13 protein-coding genes are annotated in these 13,913 nt (G+C 33.6%); all 13 read right to left on the reverse strand.

The genetic code is table 11. The features are described 5' to 3' along the window. Positions 1 to 85: 85 nt before the first annotated feature. From H6B30_RS15155 to H6B30_RS15215, 13 genes are read right to left on the reverse strand one after another with little or no spacing between them, the layout of a single operon-like run. On the reverse strand, positions 86 to 1,261 hold the full coding sequence (locus tag H6B30_RS15155; protein WP_205112081.1) for a glycosyltransferase: 1,176 nt from the start codon (positions 1,259 to 1,261) through the stop codon (positions 86 to 88). 5 nt (positions 1,262 to 1,266) lie between these two features. Continuing rightward, positions 1,267 to 2,454: a glycosyltransferase family 4 protein gene (locus tag H6B30_RS15160; protein ID WP_205112083.1), complete on the reverse strand. Its 1,188-nt coding sequence runs from the start codon at positions 2,452 to 2,454 to the stop codon at positions 1,267 to 1,269. Between the two features lie 6 nt (positions 2,455 to 2,460). Next, positions 2,461 to 3,516: a glycosyltransferase family 2 protein gene (locus H6B30_RS15165; protein WP_205112085.1), complete on the reverse strand. Its 1,056-nt coding sequence runs from the start codon at positions 3,514 to 3,516 to the stop codon at positions 2,461 to 2,463. Then, on the reverse strand, positions 3,513 to 4,094 hold the full coding sequence (locus H6B30_RS16610; protein ID WP_205112087.1) for a serine acetyltransferase: 582 nt from the start codon (positions 4,092 to 4,094) through the stop codon (positions 3,513 to 3,515). The genes H6B30_RS15165 and H6B30_RS16610 overlap by 4 nt, the downstream gene beginning before the upstream one ends. Beyond that, positions 4,087 to 5,058, reverse strand: a complete 972-nt coding sequence (locus H6B30_RS15175; protein ID WP_205112089.1) for a glycosyltransferase family 2 protein — start codon at positions 5,056 to 5,058, stop codon at positions 4,087 to 4,089. Before H6B30_RS15175 ends, H6B30_RS16610 begins: the two co-directional genes overlap by 8 nt. Before the next feature lie 9 nt (positions 5,059 to 5,067). Beyond that, on the reverse strand, positions 5,068 to 5,778 hold the full coding sequence (locus tag H6B30_RS15180) for a glycosyltransferase family 32 protein (protein ID WP_205112091.1): 711 nt from the start codon (positions 5,776 to 5,778) through the stop codon (positions 5,068 to 5,070). 4 nt (positions 5,779 to 5,782) lie between these two features. Then, complete coding sequence (locus H6B30_RS15185; RefSeq protein WP_205112093.1) at positions 5,783 to 6,739, reverse strand: glycosyltransferase; 957 nt, start codon at positions 6,737 to 6,739, stop codon at positions 5,783 to 5,785. A gap of 4 nt (positions 6,740 to 6,743) precedes the next feature. Then, a complete protein-coding gene (locus H6B30_RS15190) occupies positions 6,744 to 7,952 on the reverse strand; it encodes a hypothetical protein (RefSeq protein WP_205112094.1) in 1,209 nt (402 codons plus the stop codon). Beyond that, complete coding sequence (locus H6B30_RS15195) at positions 7,936 to 9,063, reverse strand: polysaccharide pyruvyl transferase family protein (RefSeq protein WP_205112096.1); 1,128 nt, start codon at positions 9,061 to 9,063, stop codon at positions 7,936 to 7,938. Before H6B30_RS15195 ends, H6B30_RS15190 begins: the two co-directional genes overlap by 17 nt. Further along, complete coding sequence (locus H6B30_RS15200) at positions 9,060 to 10,205, reverse strand: Coenzyme F420 hydrogenase/dehydrogenase, beta subunit C-terminal domain (protein ID WP_205112098.1); 1,146 nt, start codon at positions 10,203 to 10,205, stop codon at positions 9,060 to 9,062. Before H6B30_RS15200 ends, H6B30_RS15195 begins: the two co-directional genes overlap by 4 nt. After that, entirely contained in the window at positions 10,202 to 11,731 is a 1,530-nt protein-coding gene (locus H6B30_RS15205; protein WP_205112100.1) for an MATE family efflux transporter, read from the reverse strand. The genes H6B30_RS15200 and H6B30_RS15205 overlap by 4 nt, the downstream gene beginning before the upstream one ends. Continuing rightward, positions 11,715 to 12,875 carry a glycosyltransferase family 4 protein gene (locus H6B30_RS15210; RefSeq protein WP_205112102.1) on the reverse strand — a complete coding sequence of 387 codons (1,161 nt, stop codon included), beginning with the start codon at positions 12,873 to 12,875 and terminating at the stop codon, positions 11,715 to 11,717. The genes H6B30_RS15205 and H6B30_RS15210 overlap by 17 nt, the downstream gene beginning before the upstream one ends. Then, entirely contained in the window at positions 12,862 to 13,872 is a 1,011-nt protein-coding gene (locus H6B30_RS15215) for an acyltransferase family protein (RefSeq protein WP_205112104.1), read from the reverse strand. The genes H6B30_RS15210 and H6B30_RS15215 overlap by 14 nt, the downstream gene beginning before the upstream one ends. Between the last annotated feature and the right edge of the window lie 41 nt (positions 13,873 to 13,913).

The following is a 13,913-nucleotide window of genomic DNA, read 5'->3' on the forward strand; positions in this document are numbered from 1 at the left end:
AAAGAACTCAATTCTTCCCTTTTGCCGGGATTGTTTGATTAATATTAATTTGTCCCGATTTTAACGGGACACTAATGAGTTTTTATTACTGCAGCAGAGAATGAAACACTCTCTCCCATTCACTATAAATCTTCTCTACGGAATATTCTTTGCTTTTCTTGATGGCAGCCAAAGCCATTTGCTCACGCTTACCTTCATCCTTCATGATGTTGGCAATCATACCTGCTGCTTCATTAGCATCATATCCCTTCTCATGATAAGGAAGCACGATACCATCCTTGCCACCATCAATGATATCACATACCGCAGAATAGCTGTTATATACGGCAGGAATCACACCAAAGCTCATACATTCTGCTAGCACTAAAGGAAAACCTTCGTATTCAGATGTAAGCATCAAGATTGAAGCACGCTCATAATATGGCTTAGGTTGCTGGAAGCCTTCAAAAGACACCCTTTGCAAACCATACTCTTTGACCTGTTTCTCTATGTCCTTACGAGCTGTACCATCACCAACTATCGTCAACTTCCAATCTGGGAACACCGGCTCCAGTTTTGCCCACGTATCCACAACTCGGTAAACACGCTTCTGGTTATAATCAATTCTACCCATATAAATAATCTCTTTCTGCTTTTTAGAAAGAAAATAATCATAAGAGGAAGAATCGATGGTCACAGGATTTGTCAATACTTGAAGATGATCAGGATGAGTTATTCCAGTAAACTCTTCAAACTTCTTGACAAAGCTAGGTGAAAGCACCATATACAAGTCAGTATGCTGATATACATACTTCATGCTCCTGCTTGTGATTTGCTTGAATGCAAACATCTTAGCATAAAGCATGGCTTTCTTCAAAGGATTATGAGTTTCCGACAGTGCAATTTCAACATCCTTGATACGAGCGTTGGTATCAGGAGAATTATGATAAATCGCAATAGTCTTAACAGCCATTCCTTCTTTAGCTTCATTCAACACCTTACATGGTACGTATGGCAATCCCCACTGGTTGATAACCACATTGATGTGATTTTCCTGCAATATTCTTCGAACAACATCCACATTCTCCTTAGAATACTTGAAGTCTCCTATCGTATAAAAACGTACAGCAGGATTAGTACGTTTTACCATCATGTCATTGGGTTGCTTAAAGCTCGCAATAACAACCTGATGGCCTTTCTTTATAAAGGTATCAGCGAGTGTTGCTGTAACTACCTCCTGGCCTCCTACCTCGAAGACCTTCATTAAAAACAATATGTCCATACAATCTATACACGTTGCATTTTATGTAACTGTCCATTCCAACATCTACACAAAATAGAAGAAAAGATGGAGGTTTTTCTGTGATGATCCTTAGAAAAGGACAAAGCCGAATATAATCCTTGACAAAAACGCTGTAATCCCCAATCGTTCACTATATTTTGTCCCATTTTTCCATAATCAGACAATTCTTTGTTGGAAAGGGAATCTATAAGACATAAAGAAGAAACTATCGATTCTGTTGAATTTGGATCAAAGACAAAACCATTTTGATGACTTCTAACTAACGTGTTTACACAACCAACTTCATTACTCACTGCAACCACACGACCAGCACACAAAGCTTCATTAACAACTAACCCCCATGTCTCTGTTTTATGACTTGGAACTATTAAAGCTTTTGTTTTACGATACAATTGCTTCAATTCAGCTGGTTTCATAAAATCTTCAAATATAATATTTGGATTATTTGCAGCCATTTTTTTTAAAACATTATGCTCTGGTCCATTTCCAACCATTATCAATGGAGTTTTTCCACCCTTATGCAAATATACTAAATAAGACTTCAAAAAGAAAACTAAATTCTTAAAAGGGACTTGTCTTCCTACTGTCACAAAATAAGCATCATCATTATTATCTAAATATTTTCCACATTCAGACCACCAAAAACTATTATTTACGGCATTTAACCCATAAAAGATTTGTTCTTTCTCAAATCCCCAATAACGCATACTATCCTCATAATCAGGTGATGGGCAAAAAAACGCATCAACACAAGAATACAAATACTTCTTTATAAATGTATTTAGCTTACCACGAACAAAAGTATCCTTATGGCAGTCATCAAACAAAACAATACCACGATTATTTTTCTTTGCCCATTTCAATGCTGCTGCAGAAGAAGGAAAAGCTAATGGTCCTGAAAATATAACATCAGGATTAATTTCCGTTAATCGCTTCTGTAATTTCTTATTTATAGATTTTACAGATATATTATCGTAATTATTATCAGGAAAAAGATATTCAAAATTATACAATTTACTTTTCGAAACTGAAAGAAAAGGGTATAACGGAGATTCTCCCAAAACTTCAATAATATATAATTCGTCTTTGCGGCATTTGCAAAATTCCTGAAAAGCCAAAAGACGATCTACAAAATATGCACTAAAATCCAAATGCGTAATAACTATCTTCATAAAAACTTACTTAAAATCCTTCCAATGATTATTAATTTTAAATCTTACATATTTAAAGAATGTCAATGTAAAAAAATGAGGCAGGCACAACAAGGAAAATCCACAAAGTCTAATTTTCATTTTTATAGGAAGTACTCCCAGCAACAATTGCTGAATAATCAATATAGAACTACGTAGAGTCATCCATCGTTGAAACTCATTTACATACTTTTCGTCATTGAAATCCGATTTAATCTTTGCCTTAACCTGCTTAAGAACCAACAGCGAATCCATATATTTATACGGCATTTTAAAACCACCATAAAAGAAATACAATGCATTCGTATCTATTTGAGAAATTCCTAATTTATTTTGCAAGAAAGAATAACAATACTTAACTGCTAAATCATTACGAGAAGAACCAACTTTCCGTGTAACTCCAGAACTGTTTATTCGATAATATAGAAGTCTCTTTCTTAATGTAACGCATTTCACACCATCCCAAAGCATTCTGTTCCAAAGATCTAAATCTTCGAAATTACAAACTGTTCCATCATCTTTATAACCATATTTTTTCATCAAATCGGCCTTTACCATAATTCCTGGATGGGTTATTTGATTCTCAAAACTTATTACATATTTAAGAATTGAAGAATGGAAAAATAATGGCTTTGAAGATTTTCTATACTTATCCCCATTTTCTGCTAAATCGTAAGTACAAATATTTACTATACCGATAGAATCATCATTTTGAAAAGCTTTTATCTGACTTTCAAAGAGATATTTATCAGCAATATCATCTGCATCCATTCGAGAAATAAACTTACCTTTAGCTAACATCAAACCTTTATTCAATGTTTTTATCAACTTCATGTTGTGCTCATTCTTGACATATCGAATTTTGTTGTCATGATAAGATAATATTATATCTTCCGTAGAGTCAGTACTTCCATCATTGATGATGATAAGTTCAAAATCATTTAAAGTCTGATTCAATATACTATCTATTGCCTGTCTTAAAAAGCGTTCGCCGTTATATACAGGCATAATAACAGATATAAAAGGTGTTTTATTTTCAATCATACACTTTTCTTTTTTATTATTCTTGCAGGATTTCCCACAACAACACAATCATCTGGAATATCTTTAGTAACTACTGCGCCAGCGCCAATGATAACATTATTACCTATCATAATCTTACCTATAACAATAGCTCCTCCACATATTTTCACATTATCACCTATCCATGGCTTATCATCTATTGGAAGTGTTGATTTTTTACCTATAATAACATTTTGCCATAGCTGAAAGTCCTTTCCTATATGACGGGCATTAACTACAGTAGAAAAACCATGCCATATCATAACACCTCCTTCTATTTCAGATGATTTCATGAAGAAGTCCAAATTACTTACACCTGGATATAAAAATCTTAAGAAGTGCGCAAATGGATATCTGAAATAGAATAGATTTCTAAATTCTGGCAACTTTTCCAAATGATGCACAATATTAATCCATGGATGATTTACACTTTTCTGAAATGTTCTATCAAAAGCTTTTAAGTCATCCTCTATATTCTTTTTATCTAACATATAAAATACCAAATGAGGAAAGTATTTTATTGCAAGAAAACAATATAATATAAATCTCAACCTATTCATATTTTCTAACTTTTCTTAAAAAGTTCTTTGTCAACAACACTTTTAATCCCAAGCTAAAGAAAAGTAATCTGTTATACTTTAATAATTTGCCATATAACTTCAAATCCCAAAAATCAATATCAATATTCTTATAAAGTTTGGACTTTAGAAGTTCATATCTGTTTTTATGGCAGAATAATATTAAGTTTAACATTCCTAACTCCAAACTATATTTAGTATATAAAGAAAGATTTTCCTTCAAGAAATAATCATATATATCGTAATGGGCTTTTATGCACGATTCTATATTTTTGACAGATAAGCAATTATTCATATAAGAAGCACCATTGTCAATTCTGTAGTAATATAAAATATCATCCATATGACTTCTCTTGCCTTTATAAAGAAGTTTTGGTAGAATAGAATAATCTTCTCCTAAATCTATTCCATTTTCATTGATAATGTTGTTTTCTTTATACAAAGACCTTTTTATCAAACGACCCCAAATTTGGTTAGTAACAAAACCTAATCTACTTAGAATTATACCATTGTAAATTTCAGCTTTACCATGATAAGGCAAATTTGAAGACATTACATTACCATTAGCAACCTCTGCGAAAGCACAATCAACTATATCAGCTTTTGAATCATGAGCTTCCTTAACCAAAACTTCAACAGCGTTTTCTGCTATATAGTCGTCACTATCAACATGTAAAATGTAATCACCGTTAGCATTTAGTATTGCCGTTCTACGAGCAGCACCTAAACCCATATTCTTCTCGTGATTTATTATTCGTACCTGTTGCATCCTTTGAGGATAATTTTCCAACACTCTATTAAGAACCCCAATACTATCATCCTTTGTGCAGTCATTCACAAAAACATATTCTATATCTGAATAAGTTTGCTCAAATAGTGATTTTGCACATTTTCCAATATATCGTTCCACTCCATATATAGGAACTAAAATAGAAACCTTCAACATAATTCTAATTTAATGATATATACCAAACTTCTTTGCATATCTAGTCAAAATATTCCGATTAGGCACACCTAACAAATGGGATAATTTCATTTCAAATCTACTATACCATGGAAGCCAAGTAGAAGTATAATGATGTACGGAATAGGTATCAACAGTTTTCTTTACTTTACCTGTACCATAATCATTTGCTACAAAATATTCAAATGGGAAAATGATAACATATTCTTTATGATTTATATCATAACCAACATGCCCAATTTTTTTCTTCAACATAGAAGTCAAACGAAGTACATTTGTACCGGGATTCAAACTATCAAACTCTAAATTATCATAACAGGCAAGGAAATCCCTTACCATATCCCCTTTCTTCTCACTTGCAATCAAGCATGTAGCAACAAGAGTTTCGGATTCCATACCTACGAAGGCAGTAAGATTGAGTAAATCATCAAAACTTTTTAAAACTTCCACATCAGTATCCAAGTAGATGCCTCCATACTGATACAATACATCTATACGACAATAATCCGAAACAAAAGCCCACTTCTTTTCTTGGTAAGCTCCCTTAATATACTTATTTTTATAGACATCATAGTTAGTCTCATTCCATTCCATAATATTATAGTCTGGACATTGCTTTTTCCAAGTATCAATATACTTTAAAACTGATTGTGGCTTTGGCTTACCGCCAAACCAACAATAATGAATTATTTTAGGTATCATCTCATTATATTTTATTTTTTAACTTTAATGGTAACCATACTGAAAAATTGAAAATAATTCTAGTTAGTTCATAAATCATTAAACCGATAAAGTTAGGCTTCATAAAATTATGAACATAATATCTTTGACTCTCTCTACTTTTCATGAAAGAAGAATAAGAAAACTTAACCTTTTTAGTAGACGCAGCACCAAGATGAACACAACGGAGCTGAGGACAGATATAGTTCACCATTCCTTCTTTCTTTATTTTTTGACACAAAATATCCTCCTCATAATACAAGAATGTGCCAGGATCAAAACTTCCAATTTTCTCAAACATTTTTTTTGAGAAAAGCATACAAGACCCCGAAGGTAAATCAATCTGCAAACTTTGCTTTTTAAGAAGTTTTGGCTCCTTATATAAAAAACAACGGTTTAAATCCACATTTGTTGACTTTCGGAAAGTATAACAAATATTTTGATAAATCATTTCTGTAATACCAACAGACTTTCTTGCACATGTGTAGTCTATTTCCTTTTTGTCTTTCTTTAGCAATAGAGGACTTACTATTGCAGCATTAGGTAACGTTTTCAGTCTTTCCGTAAGCTCAGGAAGGAAATCTTCGATAAACAATATATCATTATTCAATATCAGTACTTTGTCTATAGAAGAATCGGCATAAGCTAATTTTAATCCTTTATTATTTCCTACCGCATAACCATCATTACTTTTAGAAACAAGAAACGTCGCCTTTTTAAGTATCAGAGAATGCTGTGGAGAAAACTCATCAAATTTAGCATAATCATTTTGAAATGTTTCTTTTAAAAAGAAGTCAAGTTCTTCTATCACATTGAGATTGGATGATCCGTTGTCTACGACAATAAACTTAACTGGATACGTATTATAATTCAATACAGATTTAATACAATTTATTGTATCATATGAATTATTATAATTCAATATTATAATAGATATATACATATTTTTATTCTATCAGTTTTTTATTATTCATAATATGCAAGTCGCAAATGTAAAGAATAAGTGCCCATACGACATATTCATAAGCTTTTAAATATGGAAATATCATGACACAATTTATAAATGTTCCAAAGACAAACAATTTAAGATAAAGAGGTATGTGTGTACCTTTACGAATCAAAATGTTCCACACTAACAACACATATACTACAATTTCAAAAATACCATAAAAGAACCATGCTCCAAATATTCCGATATCGGTAGGCCAAAAATAGTACATTCTACCCCAATATTGAAGTTGAGGATGAATGCCATTTCCCAAAAAGAAACTTAGAGGATTGCTAACGATTTTATCCCAATAAAAAGCCAAAGACAACATTCGAATATTATCTGATGTTTTCTCATCTTTTGTCTGAGTTAAAAGTTCTCCAAACAGAACATCCGAATATGAGTAAATTATAAATAAGAAAATAGCCACTGAAATAAACAATAGCAGTTTTCCTTTACCTTTTTTTATAAAAATAAACGAACATGCAATGGCAACAATAGATGCAAACATTAATTGACGTGTCAAATATAAATATACAGAACATGCCAATGCAACAAAAAGGCTCAAATTACGTAGATTTTTCCTCTCATTAATTTTTTGCCATGAATAATATAATGCAAGTAAAGAAACTATAAAGCAAACAATTCTATAGCGATATAATCCATTTCTCACCTCTGCCATCTCTCCATTATAAAAATAACTATTTGGATCAGATACTCCAAATATGGCTGATGATGGCATAAATTGTTGAACTATCTGAATTAGAAAAATAATTAAAGCGATTTTTACAATACTGCTAATCAAAACAGCTTCAGAAACATTGTATTCATGCAAGATAAAGTACACTAAAAAAGTAGTAGATGCCATATAAGGAGTAATTGTATCATAGCTCATATCACCTTCATACAAACGAGTTATCATGCAGAAAAAAGGAATAACAGTTAAAGCTATTATATACTTTTTCATTGGCATAGACATGTTCACGTTTTTTTTTCTTTGCATAAACGAGACTAATATTATCAGCAAATAAAAAAATATCATAACATGCCTACCAAAATTTCCATCCCAACCAACTTTATTAAATCCATCGGATGAAAAGAAAATAAAAGTAAGCAGCAAGCCAAATACCGCCCATTTTTTCTTTTTATTATTAGTAATCTGCATCATTTTTTTCTTTTCTTAAACTAATAGAATTTATCGAGTCAACTAAAAAATTTTCAGAATGTTTTCTAATATCTTCTAGGTAACTTTCTGTCTTTTGAATATTTATAGGCGATTGTATACTTATAATACAATCTTGATTACCCGTTATTTTCATTAGATTATTTAATCTACTATCAACATCACCATTAATACAAAAGAATTTCTTATTGAAAAGAACCGCAAATACCATTAAATGAAAAGAAGCCCCACAGACTACTTTTGAATTTTTCACCAAGTTCAAAAACTCAGATGGTCCGACAGCCGCATATGCTTTAATATGCTTATATCTTTTCAAATCACCTGGCGTATATGAATTTTCTACTATAACAGGTAAATTATACTTTTCTCCGATATTCTCCGCTATTTGCAGGAATTCATGACGAGCACCACCTGGTGTATAATAGAATATATAATCTTCTTTTATTAGAGGCTCCTTACCATAGAGCAAATCATAATCGCATCCATCAAGAAGCATGGTTGGATCAAGCACAATTTCGACATTCTTAAATATACCATAGTCTTCTATAAATTGCTTCGTTCGCTCTTCTCTTACAGATACAGCCCTATAACCTTGAAGTAGCTTTTTTAGATATTTTACGTCTTGCGTTTCCGGAGACGGTCCCATAGATGGTGCATAAGCAATTTTTGGAATATCTGAATTTAAGAAATTTCCAAAATACACTTCACTGAAATCAAAAGCATTGGTATTCCAAATTTGGTCACTTCCTGTTATCAATAAATCTATACCAATATCATCCTTGATTAATTCATCAATAGAATTATACTCTTTAGATAGATTCAAATATTTATGTAGAAAAGAATTAAATAAATTCCATTTCTTATATAATTTACAAACTTCAATCGGAGTAAATAATAATCGCTTGAAGCTAAGAATTATGTTACCTTTATTATTCCATTTCAAAGGCTTCGAATATGTCTTTTTTTGTATTTCTGGTCTAAAATTAATAATTTCAACCTGATGTCCCTGTCTTTCCAAAAATGTCTGCAAGGCATACGCCTGCAACATCGAACCATAATTGAAAGCAGCATGAAACGTTATTATTCCTATTTTCATTTTTTCAATAATTGCTTAATTTTTCTTTTTAATAATATTTTCCAAATGGTCATTTGATATGAACGCTTAATCGAGAACAAATGACATAAAGCTCTAAATCGTTTTATTTCATTGTTTATTGCCTTTGGTGCTCTCAATTGATCATTACCATTAATTGCTTCCGTTACAGGACGCTCATAGAGATTCAAGCTATGACGAATTGCATTTACTAACAGCATACCCTTATCCGTAATAGGCAGCACACAAGATACGCCATTCTTATGCTCTGGAATATCCTTATCTGAAACCTCTTTGCCTAATCCCCAGAAATCACCTATCGTTATATCTGATATACGATTAGATTTGGCATAATGGCAGGAGCTACAACTATAACGAAATGTACAACCATCAATAAATGTATCCATATATAAATCTTCATAACGATGTGTCCAAAGATTATCCGACTTATAGAGAAGTTTATTCTGCTCAAAGACACAAAGGCTATATTCATTAGGTAGCCTGAACTTTACATTAGTCACTCTGGCTGCATCAATCTTTAAATTCCTTTGAATATAATCCTTCAAGAATTGGTTGGAAGGAGTACCATGGCAAATAATGTCAACCAAATATAGGTTATCCGGCATTGTTCTATACAACTGCTTGATAGCAGCAACTTGACATGGAGTTCCTATAAACAACACCGGAAGACCCTGTTTAACATCTTTACGTAACTGTGGTATAATATATTCTATCTGGCTTTGCACATATTTCGAGCCCTTTAGCAAATGCAAATCCTCCATCTTATCAACCCGAATATGTGAAATCTGAATATTGGGAAGAACCGAACATCCATATACTACACCTCCTAAAGATACAATATACTGGGACAATACAGATGCCGCACCACCGGAAGTACTTGTTACATAATCTTGAGCGTCCTTGGCCCATGCCGCATAAGCTTTCTTTGGGTAAGAGCAGTCAATATATTGCAAAGAAGGACACCCCTTTTGGCATAACTTACAATTGATACATTTTTCTTGATCTATCACAGGATACAAATGCCCAAGGAAGCCAGGTTTCATTTCAATGCAATGCTTAGGGCATCTTGCCGCACATAAGCCACATCCTGTGCAGTCTTTATAATCACATATCACTTTCATCATCTATGCATTTTATTTTTTACCATAGTTACTAACATATTCCTCTCATTTGCTTTTAATCCTACGAACCATGATGCTACAAATGTCATGACAACAGCAACGAGGCTTAGTAGGATAAAACTCAACCAAGTATCCGTTTTAAAATACTCTAGCTTTATAATTATAGGCAAAGGCAGGGCTACGGCTGTCATACCGAATACAGGAAGAAGGACATTCCTCAACATTGCCCTTAATGAATATCCAATCTGTTTGCGACAATAGAGGAAACGAACGAATCCGGATATTGCTGTAAACACTATTGTAATATAGAACACGGATGGAGCATCACAACCTAAACGTAGAACTACATAACCAACTGGTACAATGCATAAGATAATGGCACTTACAACAATTTGATAATTTCGAATCTTTCCTGTAGCTGACAATGAAGTCATCAATGGAGTCCCGAACAGATTACCTACTAAAGAATCAACAAGAATCAAAATGATAAACAACGCTGTATAATTAGGCACCTCAACCAACCATAGATGCAGCACATAATCTATATTCAGAGATAACGGAAACGCCATGAAGAAGAGTATCATATAAGAAAACTTGATACCTAGATATGTCAATTTCTCCATTTCTTCAAGCTTGCCATTGGCATAATTTTTGGTTATTTGTGGATTCAGAGCCATCTGGAAGTTTGATATAAAGTTCATGACTGCACTAGATACCTGTGCAGCAACTCCACGTGCCGCATTAATAACTGGACCAAAGAAGAGGTTTAAAACGATGTTCAAACCCTGATCTCTCAATAACCAGGCGATACTTCCAAAAAGATTCCATCCTGCAAAACCAGACATCTGCTGATAAAGACTTTTATCCCAGAATAAGCGAAACTTACTTTCTGGATAATTTCTTCGACAATATATCTGATAAATCGCACGAATCAAAAGCTGCACAGCAAATATCAAAACTGCATAAGCTATCAATTTGTCAAACGGACTAACACTGAGTAAATATACGATACCCAGTTTCAACATGACCTCAATAATACTGATGTAGGCATAGACACTCATCTTTTCATGCGCAATAATCACAGCATTATAAGGAACCTGTATGATATTTACACAGAAAGAAAGAATTGCGAATTGAAACACCCAATTTGCAGCAACCAAACGATCAGCAGGTATCACTAACTTATAATTGACGAACCACAATCCAATAGACTCTGCTAAAACGACAATGGTTAAAGCAATTGCTATATGAATATTCAATGATGCTGCAAATACATTCTTCAGTTTTGTCGTATCACCCTTACCCAATTCAAAAGTTAGGAATCGCTGTGTTGATGTGGTCATACAATTGTTGAGGAAAGCAAACATAGTTACTACTCCTCCAACAACATTATAGATACCATAATCTTTGATTCCCAACTGTGCGAGAACAACTCTCGATGTATAGAGAGTGACAAGCATGATGAGAATCATGCGGAAATAAAGGAACAAAGTATTCTTTGCAACGCGTTTGTTATTTGTTTCTGCCATTCTTTTCTTCTAATATATTTCTAATAATTACTTCTACCTTTTGAGACCAAACATTCCAATTAAGCTTTTCCCGATACACATCACGTGCAGTCACAGACATTCTCTCCAACTCACCACTTTCAAGACACGCCTTAATCTTAGCACCAAAATCCGCACCAGTAGATCCTAATGGTAATAGATAGCCATTTTTACCATTATAGATATAATTACCAGTTCCACCGGTAAGATGTGAAAAACTTGGCAACCCATACGCACTGCTTTCACAAAACGCAATGCCGGCTGCCTCCTGCAATGTAGGCAACAGCATGCATTGACATTGTTTGATTACTTTTACGAGACGATTATACTGTTCGGGCATGTTCTTATTAAGAAATCCAACATAATCTATATATGGCAGAGTCTTGACAGACTCATCCAAATCCTTTATGCCTACGATATGTAAAGTGGCTGGAATACCATTCTCATTAAGCCATTTGCAGGCATCTACTGCTATTTGACCACCCTTACGCTTCCAATCTACACCCAAAAACAATATGTGCAGATGACCATTAAAATCAAAGGTTTTCTCAATGATATCCTTATCATCCAAGTTGGCACCAAACTCAACTATATGAACTTTCGAAGGATTCTGGTGATAATCGTTTATCGCAGAATTTGCTGCCCATTGAGAAGAAACGATGAACGCTTTAGAACGATCCATCGCCCGTTGCTCCACTTTATTACCTTGCTTGATGGCATAAGCAGACAAACCTTTAAAATAATAATCGACCATGATGTTGAATGTGGCATCAGAAAGATAAATGATTGGTTTGTCCGTTCTTAAAGAATACAGAGCTTCACTACAGAAAGGAGCAAACAAAACATCGCACTGCTGAACGGCACTCATATTTATAGTTTTAGACTGGAGCATGGCACCAATCACGGAATGGGTACAATCCAAACACTTGTGACTTATCTTGCCTATCACTCCCATCATTTTCTGATACAAGAAATATTTCTTGGATTTCTCCATCTTTATCCAAGCCACTTCGCAACCTATAGATTTCAACAGATCGCTCATCTTATGTGGCGTTCCGCTCAGAGCCTTCTTGTCTTCTGGCGAATACCACCCGATAAAACCTACCTTTATTTTATTGTCTAACATAATCTTCTATTTTTTGAATATTTACATTGTCTAATACCTTATCTACAAATCTGATAACAACATGTCCAATCAGTAAACTGCCAACAATGGTCAATACATAAACCAATATTCCCAAACATATATTATAATCAATAACTGTTACAAGCCACTCATAAAAGGGAACAAACAATCCGTCAGTTACCAGATAAATGAAAAGTACAGGTTTCAAAAGTTCATTTAGTTTGGAAGAATATCGAGGTTTTAGCCCTTTCACATAATAGAACAAAGCGACAGCCATCATCGTGATTAACGGTGTATTATAGTTAAGTAGAATGAACACTATCTTCTTACAATAATGGTCACATAACAACATCAGTCCTACAAGCAACAGAAAACAACAGACAAATAACACCAATGCCCTATGTTTGTTGAACTCAATCTTGTAGATTTTACAATATCGACCCATCAGAAAAACCGACAATAATCCCAAGAAATTCGAACCACCATTCTCTTGAAATCGAAGAAACGATATGGTTTGATATACTATCAATGCGACAACAATCACAAGAAATCCATTCTTCGTAAGGCTCTCAATACCTTTGTTTAGTATTGGCAACAATAAAAATATGAGCATATAGGATGTCATGAACCACCAACGCAATGTGCTTATAGGAAAACAAACTGTCAAAAGTCCCCTTAATGAGAAAGAGTCGAACAAGAATCCACCAGCAAGACACGTCATCAAAGAAATGATAATCAACCATATTTCCATCGATATACCTTTCTTGACTGAAAACCTTATGCCATAATAGCCTGATATAAACATGAAGCAGTAAGTAGCCGGAGCGAACAAAGCGGACAAGACAATACCTGTCTCATCAGTTATTCCTTCCATACTACCCCCCCCCCCGATATTCTTGAACCCATAGCCGTGAACCAAGATATGCCAGCAAAATATAGCCATCATCAAGACTAGGCGCAAGACTTCTATATTTGTATTTCTTACTTTTTTATTCATTTTTATTAAATCACTACTGTCCCGTTAAAAATGGGAATTGG

It is taken from the genome of Marseilla massiliensis, from assembly GCF_016899955.1.
GTDB classification, from domain to species: domain Bacteria; phylum Bacteroidota; class Bacteroidia; order Bacteroidales; family Bacteroidaceae; genus Prevotella; species Prevotella intestinigallinarum.

Coding starts and splice junctions, on each gene's coding strand:
- H6B30_RS15155 (WP_205112081.1), bottom strand. CDS start 1,261: ATGGACATATTGTTTTTAATGAAGGTCTTCGAGGTAGGAGGCCAGGAG.
- H6B30_RS15160 (WP_205112083.1), bottom strand. CDS start 2,454: ATGAAGATAGTTATTACGCATTTGGATTTTAGTGCATATTTTGTAGAT.
- H6B30_RS15165 (WP_205112085.1), bottom strand. CDS start 3,516: ATGATTGAAAATAAAACACCTTTTATATCTGTTATTATGCCTGTATAT.
- H6B30_RS16610 (WP_205112087.1), bottom strand. CDS start 4,094: ATGAATAGGTTGAGATTTATATTATATTGTTTTCTTGCAATAAAATAC.
- H6B30_RS15175 (WP_205112089.1), bottom strand. CDS start 5,058: ATGTTGAAGGTTTCTATTTTAGTTCCTATATATGGAGTGGAACGATAT.
- H6B30_RS15180 (WP_205112091.1), bottom strand. CDS start 5,778: ATGATACCTAAAATAATTCATTATTGTTGGTTTGGCGGTAAGCCAAAG.
- H6B30_RS15185 (WP_205112093.1), bottom strand. CDS start 6,739: ATGTATATATCTATTATAATATTGAATTATAATAATTCATATGATACA.
- H6B30_RS15190 (WP_205112094.1), bottom strand. CDS start 7,952: ATGATGCAGATTACTAATAATAAAAAGAAAAAATGGGCGGTATTTGGC.
- H6B30_RS15195 (WP_205112096.1), bottom strand. CDS start 9,063: ATGAAAATAGGAATAATAACGTTTCATGCTGCTTTCAATTATGGTTCG.
- H6B30_RS15200 (WP_205112098.1), bottom strand. CDS start 10,205: ATGATGAAAGTGATATGTGATTATAAAGACTGCACAGGATGTGGCTTA.
- H6B30_RS15205 (WP_205112100.1), bottom strand. CDS start 11,731: ATGGCAGAAACAAATAACAAACGCGTTGCAAAGAATACTTTGTTCCTT.
- H6B30_RS15210 (WP_205112102.1), bottom strand. CDS start 12,875: ATGTTAGACAATAAAATAAAGGTAGGTTTTATCGGGTGGTATTCGCCA.
- H6B30_RS15215 (WP_205112104.1), bottom strand. CDS start 13,872: ATGAATAAAAAAGTAAGAAATACAAATATAGAAGTCTTGCGCCTAGTC.